At 65.1% G+C, this 16,606-nt stretch carries 14 protein-coding genes; 10 read left to right on the top strand and 4 right to left on the bottom strand.

Features of this window, described 5'->3' with window-relative positions; all coding sequences use genetic code 11:
* Positions 1-278: 278 nt before the first annotated feature.
* Positions 279-911 carry a ribosome biogenesis GTP-binding protein YihA/YsxC gene (gene yihA, locus AA0Z93_RS08120; RefSeq protein WP_413045600.1) on the top strand — a complete coding sequence of 211 codons (633 nt, stop codon included), beginning with the start codon at positions 279-281 and terminating at the stop codon, positions 909-911.
* A 382-nt stretch (positions 912-1,293) separates the two neighbouring features.
* Here the strand turns inward: yihA and polA are convergent, their stop codons facing one another.
* A complete protein-coding gene (gene polA / locus AA0Z93_RS08115) occupies positions 1,294-4,059 on the bottom strand; it encodes a DNA polymerase I (protein ID WP_413045601.1) in 2,766 nt (921 codons plus the stop codon).
* A gap of 75 nt (positions 4,060-4,134) precedes the next feature.
* Between polA and AA0Z93_RS08110 the strand changes: the two genes are divergently transcribed.
* Both AA0Z93_RS08110 and AA0Z93_RS08105 read left to right on the top strand, forming a co-directional pair.
* On the top strand, positions 4,135-4,422 hold the full coding sequence (locus AA0Z93_RS08110) for a DUF2782 domain-containing protein (RefSeq protein ID WP_413045602.1): 288 nt from the start codon (positions 4,135-4,137) through the stop codon (positions 4,420-4,422).
* 68 nt (positions 4,423-4,490) lie between these two features.
* Complete coding sequence (locus tag AA0Z93_RS08105) at positions 4,491-5,441, top strand: homoserine kinase (RefSeq protein WP_413045603.1); 951 nt, start codon at positions 4,491-4,493, stop codon at positions 5,439-5,441.
* Positions 5,442-5,490: 49 nt separating this feature from the next.
* Here AA0Z93_RS08105 and znuA read toward each other — a convergent pair whose 3' ends face one another.
* On the bottom strand, positions 5,491-6,429 hold the full coding sequence (gene znuA / locus AA0Z93_RS08100; RefSeq protein ID WP_413045604.1) for a zinc ABC transporter substrate-binding protein ZnuA: 939 nt from the start codon (positions 6,427-6,429) through the stop codon (positions 5,491-5,493).
* A 65-nt stretch (positions 6,430-6,494) separates the two neighbouring features.
* Here znuA and zur point away from each other — a divergent pair, with 65 nt between their 5' ends.
* From zur to AA0Z93_RS08080, 4 genes are all read left to right on the top strand, one after another.
* The gene (zur, locus tag AA0Z93_RS08095; RefSeq protein WP_413045605.1) at positions 6,495-6,980 is read left to right on the top strand and encodes a zinc uptake transcriptional repressor Zur; all 486 of its coding nucleotides are present in this window, start codon (positions 6,495-6,497) and stop codon (positions 6,978-6,980) included.
* Positions 6,977-7,750, top strand: a complete 774-nt coding sequence (gene znuC, locus AA0Z93_RS08090; RefSeq protein WP_413045606.1) for a zinc ABC transporter ATP-binding protein ZnuC — start codon at positions 6,977-6,979, stop codon at positions 7,748-7,750. The genes zur and znuC overlap by 4 nt, the downstream gene beginning before the upstream one ends.
* Positions 7,743-8,525, top strand: coding sequence for a zinc ABC transporter permease subunit ZnuB (znuB, locus tag AA0Z93_RS08085; RefSeq protein ID WP_413045607.1), 783 nt, complete (start codon positions 7,743-7,745; stop codon positions 8,523-8,525). Before znuC ends, znuB begins: the two co-directional genes overlap by 8 nt.
* Before the next feature lie 129 nt (positions 8,526-8,654).
* Positions 8,655-9,362, top strand: a complete 708-nt coding sequence (locus AA0Z93_RS08080) for a PA5502 family lipoprotein (protein WP_413045608.1) — start codon at positions 8,655-8,657, stop codon at positions 9,360-9,362.
* A 123-nt stretch (positions 9,363-9,485) separates the two neighbouring features.
* Here AA0Z93_RS08080 and katE read toward each other — a convergent pair whose 3' ends face one another.
* Positions 9,486-11,630 carry a catalase HPII gene (gene katE / locus AA0Z93_RS08075; protein ID WP_413045609.1) on the bottom strand — a complete coding sequence of 715 codons (2,145 nt, stop codon included), beginning with the start codon at positions 11,628-11,630 and terminating at the stop codon, positions 9,486-9,488.
* A gap of 224 nt (positions 11,631-11,854) precedes the next feature.
* Here katE and AA0Z93_RS08070 point away from each other — a divergent pair, with 224 nt between their 5' ends.
* Genes AA0Z93_RS08070 through AA0Z93_RS08060 form a run of 3 tightly spaced genes read left to right on the top strand, consistent with a single transcriptional unit; the run spans position 11,855 to position 14,361 of the window.
* Positions 11,855-12,862, top strand: coding sequence for a methionine ABC transporter ATP-binding protein (locus tag AA0Z93_RS08070; RefSeq protein ID WP_413045610.1), 1,008 nt, complete (start codon positions 11,855-11,857; stop codon positions 12,860-12,862).
* Positions 12,862-13,533, top strand: coding sequence for a methionine ABC transporter permease (locus tag AA0Z93_RS08065; protein WP_413045611.1), 672 nt, complete (start codon positions 12,862-12,864; stop codon positions 13,531-13,533). Before AA0Z93_RS08070 ends, AA0Z93_RS08065 begins: the two co-directional genes overlap by 1 nt.
* 57 nt (positions 13,534-13,590) lie before the next feature.
* Positions 13,591-14,361 (top strand): MetQ/NlpA family ABC transporter substrate-binding protein, encoded by a 771-nt coding sequence (locus AA0Z93_RS08060; RefSeq protein WP_413045612.1) that lies wholly within the window; start codon positions 13,591-13,593, stop codon positions 14,359-14,361.
* Positions 14,362-14,403: 42 nt separating this feature from the next.
* On the opposite strand, the gene AA0Z93_RS08055 is transcribed toward AA0Z93_RS08060, so the two are convergent.
* The gene (locus AA0Z93_RS08055) at positions 14,404-16,584 is read right to left on the bottom strand and encodes a M48 family metalloprotease (protein ID WP_413045613.1); all 2,181 of its coding nucleotides are present in this window, start codon (positions 16,582-16,584) and stop codon (positions 14,404-14,406) included.
* Positions 16,585-16,606: the final 22 nt, after the last annotated feature.

Genomic DNA, 16,606 nt, shown 5'->3' with positions numbered 1-16,606 from the left:
AACGCCGTAGGACCCTGTGTAGCCTGAGCGCCGAAAACGATGGCATGGACGGGTGACCCGTAGCCATTTCATCGTGCGCGATGACCTTCAGGATTGGGGACCGGCTGCGTTCTGACGCGCTAGCTGTTGTTCGGCGCCCCCTGCGCATCACCCTACGCTGGGATAATGCGCACACAAAAACTGGGGCATTATATACTTCCGCCCGCCAAACGGAAACGACACCGCTTGCCGCAGGGGCCACGACGCCTGGCCTCGGCAACACCCACATCGGATATCCCATGCAAGTCAAGAACCCCATCCTCGGCCTGTGCCAGAAAGCCACCTTCGCCTTGAGCGCCGCCAAGGTCGACCAGTGCCCGACCGACCAGGGTTACGAAGTGGCCTTCGCCGGCCGCTCCAACGCCGGCAAGTCCAGCGCCCTCAACACCCTGACCCACGCCAGCCTGGCGCGCACCTCGAAAACCCCGGGCCGCACCCAGTTGCTGAACTTCTTCGCCCTGGACGACGAACGCCGCCTGGTCGACCTGCCCGGCTACGGCTACGCCAAGGTGCCGATTCCGCTCAAGCAGCACTGGCAGCGCCACCTCGAAGCCTATCTGGGCGGGCGCGAATGCCTGCGCGGCGTGATCCTGATGATGGACGTGCGCCACCCGATGACCGACTTCGACAAGATGATGCTCGACTGGTCGCGCGCCAGCGGCATGCCCATGCACATCCTGCTGACCAAGGCCGACAAGCTCACCTTCGGCGCGGCGAAGAACACGTTGCTCAAGGTCCAGTCGGAAATCCGCAAGGGCTGGGGCGAGGGCGTCACCATCCAGTTGTTCTCGGCACCCAAGCGCCAGGGTCTGGAAGAAGCCTACGGCGTGCTGGCCGGGTGGATGGAGCTGGAAGACAAGATCGCCGAATGAGGTTGCGAACGGGCGTCTTCAGAGCGCCCGGCGTGCTCCGGCTGCCGAATCGCAGGCAAAAAAAACCCCGGACTTCATAGGGGGAGGGGGAAGTTCGGGGTCCAAGCCCGGACCGCTAGGGCGGGGTCCGGATATCTGCCAACACTTAACACAACATAGGAGCATGAACGGCTTGTTCAGCCATTCAGTGCGTCTGAGTCGCGTTTCACCGATTTAGTTCCTGGGTCGTTCGAACAATTTCAATGTTTCGTGCAAACGTGTGAAAGCTGTGTTGCCAGATGCAGATTCGTTCCCGACGCCTGTCAGTCGAGTAACTGGGGCCGCATAGCGGCCCCAAATGACACTGCTTGGGTCTAGCCGATCGACATCGAACCCACTCCTGTCAATGCGCCTCGTCCCAGTTCGCGCCCACGCCCACTTCGACCAGCAACGGCACATCGAGCTGCGCGGCCCCGCTCATGTGCAGGCGAATCTGCTCGGACACTTCGTCGATCAAGTCTTCGCGCACCTCCAGCACCAGTTCGTCGTGCACCTGCAGGATCACCCGCGCATCCAGCCGGCTCTCGGTCAGCCAGGCGTCGACGGTGACCATCGCCCGCTTGATGATGTCGGCGGCCGTGCCCTGCATCGGTGCGTTGATCGCAGTGCGCTCGGCGCCGCGGCGCAGCGCCGGGTTCTTCGCGTTGATGTCGGGCAGGTACAGGCGGCGGCCGAACAGGGTTTCCACGAAGCCCTGCTCGGCCGCCTGGGTACGGGTGCGCTCCATGTAGGCCAAGACGCCTGGGTAGCGGGCGAAGTAGCGGTCGATGTAGTCCTGCGACTGCTTGCGGTCGACGCCGATCTGCCGCGCCAGGCCGAAGGCGCTCATGCCGTAGATCAGGCCGAAGTTGATCGCCTTGGCGCTACGCCGCTGGTCGTTGCTGACCGCCTCCAGCTCCACCCCGAACACCTCGGCGGCGGTGGCGCGGTGCACGTCCAGGTCGTTGCGGAAGGCGTGCAGCAGGCCTTCGTCCTTGGCCAAGTGGGCCATGATGCGCAACTCGATCTGCGAATAGTCCGCGGCCAGCAGCGTGTAGCCGGGCCGGGCGACGAACGCCTGGCGGATGCGCCGGCCTTCGGCGGTGCGGATGGGGATGTTCTGCAGGTTCGGATCGCTGGACGACAAGCGCCCGGTCGCCGCCACCGCCTGTTGATAGGAGGTGTGGATGCGCCCGGTGCGCGGGTTGATCTGCTCGGGCAGCTTGTCGGTGTAGGTGCTCTTGAGCTTGCTCATGGTGCGGTATTGCATCAGCACTTCGGGCAGCGGGTACTGCATCTCGGCCAGTTCGGCCAACACTGCTTCGGCGGTGGAGGCCTGGCCCTTGGAGGTCTTGTTCAGCACCGGCATGCCCAGCTTGTCGTACAGGATCATACCCAACTGCTTGGGCGAGCCGAGGTTGAACTCTTCACCGGCCAGCTCGAAGGCGCGCCTCTCCAACTCGGCCATCTTGGTGCCCAGTTCGCCGCTCTGCACGTGCAGCAGGTCAGGGTCGATCAGCGCGCCCTGGCGCTCGATCTTGGCCAGCACCGGCACCAGGGGCATTTCGATGTCCATCAGCACCGGCTGCACGCTGGGGGTCTGCGCCAACAGGGCTTGCAGGGCATGGTGCAGGCGCAGGGTGATGTCGGCGTCTTCGGCGGCATAGGGGCCGGCCTTCTCCAACGGGATCTGGTTGAAGGTGAGCTTCTTCGCGCCGCGCCCGGCGATGTCTTCGAAGGTGATGGTGGTGTGTTCCAGGTAGCGCTGGGCCAGGCTGTCCATGTCGTGGCGGGTGGCGGTGGAGTTGTACACGTAGGATTCGAGCAGGGTGTCGTAGGCCACCCCGCGCACTTCGATGCCGTTGTCCGGGTCGCCGCCGATGGCGCAATTGGCCAGGATGTTGATGTCGTACTTGGCGTTCTGCCCCACCTTGCCCTTGGCCGGGTTTTCCAGCAACGGCTTGAGCGCCAGCAATACGGTGTCGCGATCGAGTTGCGCCGGTGCGCCTTCGTAGTCGTGCATCAGCGGGATGTAGATCGCTTCGTACGGCTCGATGGCGAACGACAGGCCGACCAGTTGCGCCTGTTGCGCGTCGAGGCTGGTGGTCTCGGTGTCGAAGGCGAACAGCGCGGCCTTGTTCAACCGCTCCAGCCAGTGCTCGAAGCGCGCCTGGTCGAGGATGACCTCGTACCTGGCCTCGACCTTCTCCACCGGCGCCTTGGCCGGCGCCACCGCTGCGCCGGCCCGGGCCGCGTCGCGTTGCAGGTCGGCGATCCAGCTCTTGAACTCCATCTCGGTGTACAACGCGATCAGGCTTTCATGGTCGGGCTCGGCACACACCAGCGCCTCGACTTCGATGTCCAGCGGCACGTCGATCTTGATCGTGGCCAGCTCGTAGGACATGAACGCCGCGTCGCGGTGCTCTTCGAGCTTGCCGGCCAGGGTCTTGGCGCCGCGGATCGACAGCCCCGCGACCTTGTCGAGGTTGGCGTAGACCTCGCTCAGACCGCCGCCGATGCCGGTCAGAAGGCCTACGGCGGTCTTCTCGCCTACACCGGGCACGCCTGGGATGTTGTCGACCTTGTCGCCCATCAGCGCCAGGAAGTCGATGATGTGCTCCGGGCCCACGCCGAACTTCTCGTGCACGCCGGCGACGTCCAGCACGCTGCCGGTCATGGTGTTGACCAGGGTGATGTGGCCGTCGACCAGTTGTGCCATGTCCTTGTCGCCGGTGGAGATGATCACCGGGCGGTCCTGCGCCGCGCTGCTGCGGGCCAGGGTGCCGATGACGTCGTCGGCCTCCACGCCTTCGATGCACAGCAGCGGATAGCCCATGGCGCGCACGCTGGCATGCAATGGCTCGACCTGCACGCGCAGGTCGTCGGGCATTTTCGGACGGTTGGCCTTGTACTCGGCGAACAGAGCGTCGCGGAAGGTGCCGCCCTTGGCGTCGAAGACCACGGCGAAGAGGCTGTCGGGGTACTGTCGGCGCAGGCTCTTGAGCATGTTCAGCACGCCTTTGACCGCCCCCGTAGGTTTGCCCTTGGACGTGGTCAGTGGCGGCAGCGCATGGAACGCGCGGTACAGGTAGGAGGAACCGTCCACCAGGACGAGGGGCGCTAGGCTCATGAGGGCAATCAACCTTTTCGACGGGTCCGGCGCTAGAATAGCCAGGATCATTGACGATAAAGGGACAAGGTTATCATGCGGACATTCAATCGCCTGTTACTGCTCGGCCTGTTGGCAACCATGCCTGTCGTCACCCTGGCGGCGGACGACGCCCCTTCGGCCGATCCCGAAGTGACCATCCGCACGGAAGGCGACCGCACCATCCAGGAATACCGACAGAACGGTTTCCTGTATGCGATCAAAGTCACGCCGAAACACGGCAAACCTTATTTTCTGGTGCGCGCAGACGGCTCGGACGGCAACTTCATCCGCTCCGACCAGCCCGACATGCTGATCCCGTCGTGGAAAATCTTCGAGTGGTAACCTGATCCGCACCCTTCACATCAACCGGCACTGCCCAGCGGCAGTGCCCGCATGGGCAAACGTTCATCATGTCAGTTTTCACCCCCGTCACCCGGCCCGAGCTGGAAACCTTTCTGGCACCCTATCAACTGGGCCGTCTGCTGGACTTCCAAGGCATCGCCGCCGGGACCGAGAACAGCAACTTCTTCGTCAGCCTCGAGCAGGGTGAATTCGTGCTGACGCTGATCGAGCGCGGTCCGAGCGAGGACATGCCGTTCTTCATCGAATTGCTCGACGTGCTGCACGACGCCGATACGCCCGTACCCTACGCTCTGCGCGACTGCCACGGCACCGCCCTGCGCGATCTGTGCGGCAAGCCGGCGCTGTTGCAGCCGCGGCTGTCGGGTAAGCACATCCAGACGCCGAACAACCAGCATTGCGCACAGGTCGGCGAGTTGCTGGCGCACATCCACCTGGCCACCCGCGAGCGCCCCATCGAGCGGCGCACCGATCGAGGCCTGGAGTGGATGCTGGCCTCGGGCGCCGAACTCGCCGCGGAACTGGACGCCAAGCAACGGCAATTGCTGGAAGCGGCACTGCAAGAGATCGCCACGCACCAGAGGTCGATCCTGGCCCTGCCGCAGGCCAACCTGCACGCCGACCTGTTCCGCGACAACGTCATGTTCGAAGGTACCCATCTGACCGGCGTGATCGACTTCTACAACGCCTGCTCCGGGCCGATGCTGTACGACATCGCGATCGCCTTGAACGACTGGTGCAGCACCGCCGCCGGCGCCCTCGACCTGCCCCGCGCCCAAGCGCTGCTCGGCGCCTACGCGGCGCTGCGGCCCTTCACCGCAGGCGAAGCCGAACTATGGCCGGTGATGCTGCGTGTAGCCTGCGTGCGCTTCTGGCTGTCGCGGCTGATCGCCGCCAAGTCGTTCGCCGGGCGGGACGTGATGATCCACGACCCCCGCGAATTCGAGGTGCGTCTGGCACAACGCCAACAGGTGACGCTGACACTGCCCTTCGCCCTGTAAAGGACAGGCCGGGCGCCTGGCGCGCCCGGCCGTTTCCCAGCGCTCGGGCTTACAACTGCTCGAGACAACCGGCGAGGTCGGTGCCGAGCTTTTCCAGCAGGCGCTCGTAACCGTGACCGTCGACCGGGTCGGTGCCGCCCAGCGCGTCCAGCTCGGCCAGGCGCACCGGCAGACCGGCGGTCAGGGTTTCGGCCAGGCGCGGGCGGATCGGCGGTTCGCTGAACACGCACGTCTTACCCACCGCCTGCAGGCGCTCGCGCATGGCCGCGACGTGCTGGGCGCCGGGCTGCACTTCCGAAGCCACGCTGAACACGCCGGTGTGCTTGAGGCCGTAGGCTTCTTCGAAGTAGTCGAAGGCTTCGTGGAAGACGAAGTAGGGTTTGTCGGCGATGCCCGCCACGCGGGTCTTGATCCGGGCGTCCAGGGCATCGAGACGTTCGACGAAAGCTTTCTTGTTGGCCTGGTAGCGCGGGATATTGGCCGGGTCCGCACGCATCAGGTCACTGGCCATTTTCGCCGCGATCACGCGGGCGTTGGCGGTGGACAGCCACAGGTGGGCGTCCACGCTGCCGGGACGGTGGTCGTGGTCGTGCTCGTCGGCGCTGTCGGAGGCTGGATGGGCATCGTGGTCGTCATGGTCGGCATGGCTCTGGCTGTCTTCGCCGAAGTGGCGCAGGCGTATGCCCTTGAGCGTCATCACCGCCACGGTCGGCTTGTCACGCGAGCCGACGACCCGTGGCAGGAAGTTTTCCATGTCCGGGCCGATCCAGTACAGCAGGTCGGCATTGGCGACTTTGCGCACGTCGGAAGGACGCAGGGCGTAATGGTGCGGCGAAGCACCGGGCGGCAACAGCACATCGGGGCTGCCCACGCCGTCCTGGATCGCGGCGGCGATCTGCTGCAAGGGTTTGATGCTGGTCAGCACACGCACGTCGGCGTGGGCTGTGAAAGTGATGAAAGCGACAAAAAAAGCCAGGAATCGGGCCATGGTGAATACTCGACTGTGCATAAGAGGTAACATAATAACGTCTCTATCCAGAACCGTCGCTGCCCATGTCCATGACCCCGCTGGCCCATCGTCCCCATGACCACTCCCGCTGCGTGCACAGCGCGCTGACCGAAGCCGACGAGCTCTGCGCGCGCCAAGGCCTGCGTCTGACCGCCTTGCGTCGGCGTGTGCTGGAGCTGGTCTGGCAAAGCCACAAGCCGCTCGGTGCCTACGACATCCTCGCCGTGCTGAGCGAACAGGACGGCCGCCGCGCCGCACCGCCCACCGTGTACCGCGCGTTGGATTTCCTCCTGGAAAACGGCTTGGTGCACCGCATCGCCTCGCTCAACGCCTTCATCGGCTGCACCCACCCCGAACATGCGCACCAGGGCCAGTTCCTCATCTGCAAGGGCTGCCATGTGGCGCTGGAGCTGGAGCAGGCGAGCATCAGCGAAGCGATCCTGGCCAGCGCGGCCGAAGTCGGTTTCAGCGTGGAGCACCAGACCGTGGAAGTGGTCGGGCTGTGCGGCAACTGCCGGAGCGCGGCATGAGCGAGGCGCTGATCCGGCTGCAGCAGGTGGGCGTGAGCTTTGCCGGCGAAACCGTGCTCGACCAGATCGACCTGACGGTCGCGCCGGGACAGATCGTCACCCTGATCGGCCCCAACGGCGCCGGCAAGACCACCCTGGTGCGCGCCGTGCTCGGCCTGCTCAAACCGCACCGGGGCACGGTGTGGCGCCAACCGCGCCTGCGCATCGGCTACATGCCGCAAAAGATCCAGGTGGACCCGACCCTGCCGCTGTCGGTGCTGCGCTTCCTGCGCCTGGTGCCGGGCGTGGACCGTGCCACCGCGTTGTCGGCGTTGCAGGAAGTGGGCGCCGAACAGGTGATCGACAGCCCGATCCAGACCGTGTCAGGCGGCGAAATGCAGCGCGTGCTGCTGGCCCGCGCTTTGCTGCGCAAGCCGCAGCTGCTGGTGCTCGACGAGCCCGTTCAGGGGGTGGACGTGGTCGGTCAGTCCGAGCTGTACCGTCTGATCACCCGTCTGCGCGACCGTTACGGCTGCGGCGTGCTGATGGTGTCCCACGACCTGCACCTGGTGATGAGCGCCACCGACCAGGTGGTGTGCCTGAACCGCCACGTCTGCTGCTCGGGCCATCCGGAGCAGGTCAGCGGCGATCCGGCCTTCGTCGAGCTGTTCGGCCAGACCGCGCCGAACCTTGCCGTCTACCACCACCACCACGACCACAGCCACGACCTGCACGGCGCGGTCGTCACCCCAGCCCACCACGTCCACGGAGCGCACTGCAAGCATGGCTGATTTTCTTCTCTACGCCCTGCTCGCAGGTCTTTCGCTGGCGCTGGTGGCCGGACCCTTGGGTTCGTTCGTGGTGTGGCGGCGCATGGCCTATTTCGGCGACACCTTGTCGCACGCCGCGCTGCTCGGAGTGGCGCTGGGCTTTGCCCTGGACGTGAGCCCGACCCTCGCCGTCACCGTCGGCTGCCTGCTGCTGGCGATCCTGCTGGTGACCCTGCAGCAACGCCAGCCGCTGGCCTCCGACACGCTGCTGGGCATCCTCGCGCCGAGCACGTTGTCGCTGGGCCTGGTGGTGCTGAGCTTCATGCACGACGTGCGCATCGACCTGATGGGCTACCTGTTCGGCGACCTGCTGGCCATCAGCCCCACGGACCTTGCCTGGATCGTCGGCGGTAGCGCACTGGTGCTGGTGCTGCTCGCCGTGCTCTGGCGTCCGCTGCTGGCGGTGACCGTGCACGAAGAGCTGGCCACCGTGGAAGGTCTGCCCGTGGCCGGCCTGCGCCTGGCGCTGATGCTGCTGATCGCCGTGGTCATTGCCGTGGCGATGAAGATCGTCGGTGTGCTGCTGATCACCTCGCTGCTGATCATTCCCGCTGCGGCCGCGCAACGCCACGCGCGCTCGCCCGAGCAGATGGCGGTCGGCGCGAGCCTGCTGGGTATCGTTGCAGTCTGCGCGGGCCTGGCGATGTCGTGGTTCAAGGACACGCCGGCCGGGCCCTCCATCGTGGTCTGTGCGGCGGTGCTATTCTTGCTGAGCCTGGCCCTGCCGAAACGCTGAGGTGCCGAGGTGTGCGCCCGCACACCCTGCAACCTTTGCCTGGGTAAAGGGTCTGTAAGAGCTGTTTTCGAGCGTGCGCACCTGGGTGTAGACTTGCTCGCTTTTTTGCGCAATCAGAGAGTCGCAGGAATGAAGCCGTTCGCTACCCGTTACCTACTCCTTGCCGTCTTTTCGCTGATGCTCGGCGCCTGTTCCCATCAGCCCGCCGAGCCGCCGAGCGTGGCGGCCCAGCCCGATGCCTGGGCGCAACTGCAACAGACCATCGCCAGCCACGAACTGGCCACGGCCGAAGACCAGCTCAGTGCCTTGCAGGCCAAGACGCCGGACGACGCCCGTATCGAGCCGTTCCAGCGACAACTGGCCGAGGCGTATCTGCAGCGCAGCCAGATCGTGTTGCAGAAGGGCGATGTCAACGCTGCTGCCACTGCCCTGGCCCGTGCCCGCGCCTTGATGCCCCAGGCGCCTGCCGTGGTCGGTGGCGATTCGGTCGCGCAGGCGCGCAAGGTCGAACTGGCCAAGGCCGAGGCTGCGTTGCAGGCCGCCGAAGCCAAGCCCAAGGCGCGCGTCATCGACCCCACCGCACCAAGCACGGTGATCGCTCTGCACACCACCGACATCGAAGCCATGCGCCGCCAGCTCGACGACATCGCTGCCGATGTGGTCAATTACCACTGCCAGGTGGTGTTCCAGGTGCCGCGCAGCCAGGACGCGCCTTGGCTGAAAACGCTGCTCGCCAAACGTGTGCACAGCCTGGACCCGGATTTTGCCCTCGAGCAGCGCCATGAAATCCAGCGCAAGCTGTCGGCGCGGGCCGTGCTGATCACGCCGAAGCCCTAAGCCCGATCGACAACGAAAAAGGGGCAAACCGTCCATTCGGTTTGCCCCTTTTTTCGCTACTGAATTCAGGTCATCCCTGACCCGCAGCGGCGCTGACCCGAGCCAGCGCCGCCAAGCCCGCTATCAGGCAGGAATCGCTTCGGCAGCAGCCTCACGTTCCCACACGCGGTGCTCCTTGAGCACGGCCACGAAGCTGTCCACAGCCTGTTTGTCATCGCCCAACAGCAGGCCTTTGTCTTCGGCCAGGCCCAGAGTGGTCAGCAAGGCTTTGCCGTCGGCAGCCAGGCCCATCGGCTTGAGGTGCTTGTACGCCTCGAGCAGGTAGTGCTTGGCCAGGCCGCTCTTACCCAGTGCTTCCAGGGCGGCTTTGCCGGCCGGTACCCACAGACCGTCGATCATCACCGAAGGCATGCCTTCCATCGACGCATCGACTTTCAGCTCCTTGCCGTCGGCGGTTTTCACCGGGGCGCTGGATGGGCCGAGCAGCAGAACGCGGGCGCTTTGCGCTTCGAAGGCCTTGGTCAGGCGGTCGACGCTGGCGCCATCGACGCCATCGGCCACCAGCAGGGCGATCTTGCGGCCCTTGATGCCGACCGTGCCGGGCAGGTTCATCTGGCTCAGGGCCGGCGAAGTCTTGGTGCTCGATTCCTTGACCTCGACGGTGCCTTTCTTCGGCGCCTCCAAACCCAGGTTGGCCGCCACGGCCGCCGCCAGTTCCAGGTCGATGTTGGCCAGGATCTCGTTGACCTGGCGCGCACGGATGTACTCGCGCTCGACCTTGCCCAACTCGAAGCTGTACGCCTTGATGATGTGCTGCTGCTCGTTCTTGCTCATGCTCTTGTAGAACAGGCGCGCCTGCGAGAAGTGGTCGGAGAACGAGTCGCTGCGTTCACGCACCTTGTGCGCGTCGACGCGCTCGTAATAAGTCTCGAAGCCACCGTCTTTCGGGCCGGCCGGGGTTTCCTTCGGCCAGCCGCTGTCGATCGAGTTCGGCTCGTAGGAGGCCTGGCCCTTGTGGATGGTCTGGCGGTGGATGGCGTCGCGCTGGTTGTTGTGGTTCGGCGCGACCGGACGGTTGATCGGGATCTCGTGGAAGTTCGGCCCACCCAGACGGCTCAGTTGGGTGTCGGTGTAGGAGAACAGACGACCTTGCAACAGCGGGTCGTTGGTGAAGTCGATGCCCGGCACGATGTGGCCCGGGCAGAAGGCGATCTGCTCGACTTCGGCGAAGAAGTTGTCCGGGTTGCGGTTGAGCACCATCTTGCCCAGCGGGGTCACCGGTACCAGTTCTTCCGGAATGATCTTGGTCGGGTCGAGCAGGTCGAAGTCGAACTTGTGCTCGTCTTCTTCTGCCACGATCTGCACGCCCAGCTCCCACTCGGGGTAGTCACCGGTTTCGATCGCTTCGCGCAGGTCGCGGCGGTGGTAGTCGGTGTCTTTACCGGCCAGCTTCTGCGCCTCGTCCCACAGGACCGAGTTGACGCCGTTGCTGGGCTTCCAGTGGAACTTGACGAAGCTCGCCTTGCCCTCGGTGTTGATCAGACGGAAGGTGTGTACGCCGAAACCTTCCATCATGCGCAGGCTGCGCGGAATGGCGCGGTCGGACATCGCCCAGACCACCATGTGCGCCGATTCCGGCACCAGGGAGACGAAGTCCCAGAAGGTGTCGTGCGCCGAACCGCCGGTAGGCATTTCGTTGTGCGGCTCGGGCTTCACGGCATGCACGAAGTCCGGGAACTTGATCGCGTCCTGGATGAAGAACACCGGCATGTTGTTGCCCACCAGGTCGAAGTTGCCTTCGTCGGTGTAGAACTTCACGGCGAAGCCGCGCACGTCGCGTACGGTGTCGCCCGAGCCGCGTGGGCCCTGCACGGTGGAGAAGCGCGTGAACACCGGAGTGATCTTGCCTTTTTCACTCAGGAAACCGGCTTTGGACAGCGCGCTGTGGTCGCCATAGCTCTCGAAATAGCCATGCGCGCCGGTGCCGCGGGCGTGGACGATGCGCTCCGGGATGCGCTCGTGGTCGAAGTGGGTGATCTTCTCGCGCATGATGAAGTCTTCGAGCAGCGAAGGCCCGCGCGCACCCGCTTTGAGGGTGTTCTGGTTATCGGAAATCTTTACGCCCTGGTTGGTGCGCAGGGCCTGGCCGGTCGCGTCGCTGCGCACATCGCCCAGGCTCTGCAGCTTGGCGTTGGTGTTGGCCTTGTCGGGTGTGTCGACCCCGGCAACCTCACTGTGCTTGGAATCCGGCGTCTTGTTGGTCGGCATCTCGGGTACTCCTCATCATTATCAGGCTGCCCATTCGGGCTCGTTCAGCTAGTGACTGAGGGGGTTCCGCCGTCGTTCCATCGGATTTACCAAGGGTCGCGATATGACGGTCGGTTAGGTGATCGGTGAAATAAATGCTAAGAACGCTACCCGGAAAAGGCTAAAATGCGCGGTTTCGGCTCACCGCCGTACAACCCTTCCCTGCGCCCCACAAGGTTCGCTACGTGATCGAGTTCCAACATGTGCACAAGACCTACCGCGTCGCCGGTAGGGACATCCCCGCCCTCCATCCCACCGACCTGCGTATCGAAAACGGCCAGGTGTTCGGCCTGATCGGCCATTCCGGCGCCGGTAAGAGCACCTTGCTGCGCCTGATCAACCGTCTGGAGAACCCAAGCGGCGGCAAGATCGTGGTCGACGGCGAAGACGTCACCGCCCTCAACGCCGATGGTCTGCGCCGGTTCCGCCAGCAGGTCGGCATGATTTTCCAGCATTTCAACCTGCTGGCGTCCAAGACCGTGGCCGACAACGTCGCCTTGCCCCTGATCCTGGGCGGCGAACTGTCGCGCGGCGCTATCGACCAGCGGGTCACCGAGCTGCTGGCGCGCGTCGGCCTGTCCGAGCATGCCAAGAAATACCCGGCGCAACTGTCGGGCGGGCAGAAGCAACGGGTGGGCATCGCCCGCGCGTTGTCCACCAACCCCAAGATCCTGCTGTGCGACGAGGCCACCAGCGCCCTCGACCCGCAAACCACCGCTTCGGTGCTGCAACTGTTGGCCGAGATCAACCGCGAGCTGAAACTGACCATCGTGCTGATCACCCATGAAATGGACGTGATCCGCCGAGTCTGCGACCGCGTGGCGGTGATGGACGCCGGGCAGATCGTCGAACAGGGCAGCGTCGCCGATGTGTTCCTGCACCCGCAGCACTCCACCACCAAGCGTTTCGTGCAGGAAGACGAGCAGGTCGACGAGCACGAACAGCGCGACGACTTCGCCCACGTGCCGGGCCGCATCCTGCGCCTGACCTTCCAGGGCGAGGCCACCTACGCGCCGCTGCTGGGCACCGTGGCCCGCGAGACCGGGGTCGACTACAGCATCCTGGCCGGGCGCATCGACCGCATCAAAGACGTGCCCTACGGGCAGCTGACCCTGGCCGTGACCGGCGGTGACATGGACGCCGCGTTCGCCCGCTTCGCCGCTGCCGATGTCCACATGGAGGTATTGCGTTGATGGACGCCATGAATTTCTTCGCCAACGTCGATTGGAGCGAGATCTGGCTCGCCACCGGCGACACCCTGATCATGCTGTTCGGCTCGTTGCTGTTCACCGTGCTGCTCGGCCTGCCGCTGGGCGTGCTGCTGTTCCTCTGCGGGCCGCGGCAGATGTTCGAGCAGAAGGGGGTGTACGCGCTGCTGTCGCTGGTGGTCAACGTGCTGCGCTCGCTGCCGTTCATCATCCTGCTGATCGTGATGATTCCGATCACCGTGCTCATCACCGGCACTTCGCTGGGGGTGGCCGGGGCCATTCCACCGCTGGTGGTCGGTGCCACACCGTTCTTCGCCCGCCTGGTGGAAACCGCGCTGCGCGAAGTGGACCGCGGCATCATCGAGGCCACGCAGTCGATGGGCGCCACCACCCGGCAGATCATCACCAACGCGCTGCTGCCCGAAGCCCGTCCAGGTATTTTTGCCGCCATCACCGTCACTGCCATCACGCTGGTGTCCTATACCGCGATGGCCGGTGTGGTCGGTGCGGGCGGGCTGGGTGATCTGGCCATCCGCTTCGGCTACCAGCGCTTCCAGACCGACGTCATGGTCGTGACCGTGGTGCTGCTGTTGCTGCTGGTGCAAGTGCTGCAAAGCGTCGGCGACCGGCTGGTCGTGCATTTTTCCCGCAAATAAGCGGATTCGGATCGGCCGACGTCCGTCGGCCGCCCTGGCCCCCATGAGGAGTGATTGATGAAGAAACTGCTTGCTCTGGCCGCCGCCGTCGCGGCGTTCTCGGCCCAGGCCGATACCCTGACCGTCGCCGCCAGCCCGGTGCCGCACGCCGAGATCCTCAATGTGGTCAAACCGCTGCTGGAAAAGCAGGGTGTGGAGCTCAAGGTCAAAGAGTTCACCGACTACATCCAGCCCAACGTGCAAGTGGCCGAGAAACGCCTGGACGCCAACTTCTTCCAGCACCAGCCGTACCTGGACGAGTTCAACAAGGCCCGTGGCACCGATCTGGTCAGCGTCACCGGCGTGCACCTCGAGCCCTTGGGCGCGTATTCGGACAAGCTGAAAAAGCTCGATGAGCTGCCTACCGGCGCTACCGTGGTGATTCCCAACGACGCCACCAACGGCGGCCGCGCCTTGCTGCTGCTGGCCAAGGCCGGGGTGATCACGCTCAAGGACAACGGCAACATCACGTCTACGGTCAAGGACATCACCGGCAACGCCAAGAACCTGAAATTCCGTGAACTGGAAGCGGCCACCATTCCGCGTGTGCTGACCCAGGTCGACCTGGCGCTGATCAATACCAACTACGCCCTGGAAGCCAAGCTCGACCCGGAAAAGGACGCCCTGGCCATCGAAGGTAAGGATTCGCCCTACGTGAACATCCTGGTCGCGCGCCCGGACAACAAAGACTCGGCCGACATGCAGAAGCTGGCCGAGGCGCTGCACTCGCCCGAAGTGAAGCAATTCATCAGCGAGAAGTACAAAGGCGCGGTGATCCCGGCGTTCTGAAGCTCGCTTGCACTGCTCACGCGCCCGCGTGAGCAGCCCTCCTCAGCGTTCGGCGTCGGCCAGCGCGCTGGCCGCCACAGGCGCCGGCTGGTCCAGCGCATGCAGCGCCCGATGCGCATGCCCACCTTCCACATATTTGCCTACCAGCTCCGCCAGTGCCTGGGGCTTGAGCGCCTTGCCGTCCACGCGCCAGCCCGTCAGCAATACGGTGATCAGGCGCGTCTTGGGCTTGAACTTGGCATCGGGGGCGAAGAAGCGCGGCTTGTGGAACAGCGGTAGAGGGGCTTGGTCGTCGAGCTTGAATTGCACGCCGACGCCACTGCCGACCAGCAAGCGGAAACCGTCGATCAGATGCAGCGGCAACGGTTCCGGGGCATTGGCGAAGCGCACGGTGTGCGCATCGAAGATCAGCGCGGGGGTGTCTGCGCGGCGCACCAAACGCCAGCCCATCGCGGCGAACAGCACGCCCAGCACGAACAACGTCCCGCCCAGGATGTGGAAGAAGGTCAGCAGAGCAGGTTTGGCGGTATGGGCGTGGGGCCATAGCGCCACGGCCAGGCCGCCGATGCCGAACGCCAGGCTGAACGCCATGACCAGCCGCCCGCGTACCTGCGCGCCTTCGTGCAGCACGCAGCGCGCCTGCACCGCCTCCACGCGCGCTTGCAGGTCCTGGCGCAGCTCCGTGCGGTTCTGCACCAGGCGCTCGCCCAGTTCGACGCTCAATTGCCGCGCCAGTATCGGCGCGCCGGGCAGCGCCTGCTCGAGAGTGGCCAGGGCCGCCTGCGGCACTACCGGACGCAGGCCGTTGCCGGCGTGCACTGCGCCCAGGTTCAGGCCCAGCGCCTGGATACGTTGGATGGTCGGCGGGTGTGTGTCGCTAGGGTGGGGGAGCTGGGTGTCCAGCTCGCCTTCGGGCAAGCGTGGGGGCTGCGTGGCCAAGCGCTGCAACAGGGCCTGCAACACGTCGTCGGGCCAGGCTTCGGGCTGCTGGCACCAGTCGTCCAGACAAGCCTCCACCACCGAGCCCAAGGCAGTGGTGCGCACCAGCGAATCGACTACGGCCTGGGCGCCTTCCAAGCGCGCGGCGGTGGCGTCGGCCAACAGTTCGCGGTTGCGGCTCCAATGGCTCACGGCCCGGTCGAAGCACTGCATGAAGTGCACCGCCAAGCCATAGGCCGGCATGGTCAGCAAGCCTTGCAGAAAACCGCCTTCCATCCGTTCGCCCAGCACCCCCACGCTGCGCCAGGCGCCGTCGTAGATGGGCATGAAGCGGATGCTGTAGTCGGTGTCCTGGCCCGAGAAGTGCGCCAGCTCATGGCCGAGCACCGCATCGGTCTCGTGGGCGTCGAGCAGCGCCAACAGCGGCAGCGGCACATACAGGGTGCGCCCTTGCAGGCGCTGCGCGCTCGGGCTCAGTTCGACGTCGCTGGAGGTCACGTAGAAGCCGTCGAGGTAGCCCACCACGATGTGGTCCGGCAACAGCGCGTCGAGGCGCGTCGCCAACCCGCGCACCCGTGCCCACAGGGCCGGTGCCTGGGCCTCGGCCAACGAGGTGCCGAAAATGGCGTGCGGCTCGCTGTCGAACACTTGGCTCATGGCCTTGAGCTGGCACGGCAAGCGGTACAACGGCCAGAGCATGACGAGCATGACGATGCCCACCAGCATTTGCAGCTTCATCACCCCCGACGAGCTCTGTTCGAGGGTGAACAGCCACAGTGCTTCGTAGGCGATTTCCAGCACGACCGTGACGGTCAGCAGCAGCATCGAGGCCATCAGCACCGTAGGCAGCACCTGCCGGCCTACATAGAACAGGCTGACCAGACGATCCCTGGAGCGCAACGCGGCCTTGCCCGCCCAATGCAGCGCCAGCAACGATGCCGCGCCGAGCAGCAGCAACAGGCCTGCGAAACCTTGCGAGACGCCCGGTAGCCAACCACCGATGCGCGCGATGGTGACCTCGCGGTCGACCTGGTGCAGCTTGCGTTGGGCCAACGCCTCGGCCAGCGCTGGGGAATGCGCTTGACCGCCGATGTCGATGCGCTGGCGCGAGCCCTCGGCCTGCAACTGCTGCATGTTGAGGACGAAGCCTTGCAGCTCGCTTTGCAGCTCCAGGCTCTCGGTGCGCGAGGTGTCGGCGCGCTGGCCTTGCCACAGGGCCATGAGCAATAACAGTAAAGGCAGCAACACCAGTCGCCAGCCCAGAATTCGTTGATCATGCGTCATGGCCATAGCCCCCGCCCTTGCC

It is taken from the genome of Pseudomonas phoenicis (assembly GCF_047302395.1).
Classification (GTDB): domain Bacteria; phylum Pseudomonadota; class Gammaproteobacteria; order Pseudomonadales; family Pseudomonadaceae; genus Aquipseudomonas.
The sequence above is the reverse complement of the archived record's forward strand: the minus strand, read 5'-3'. Positions and strand labels throughout refer to the sequence as shown.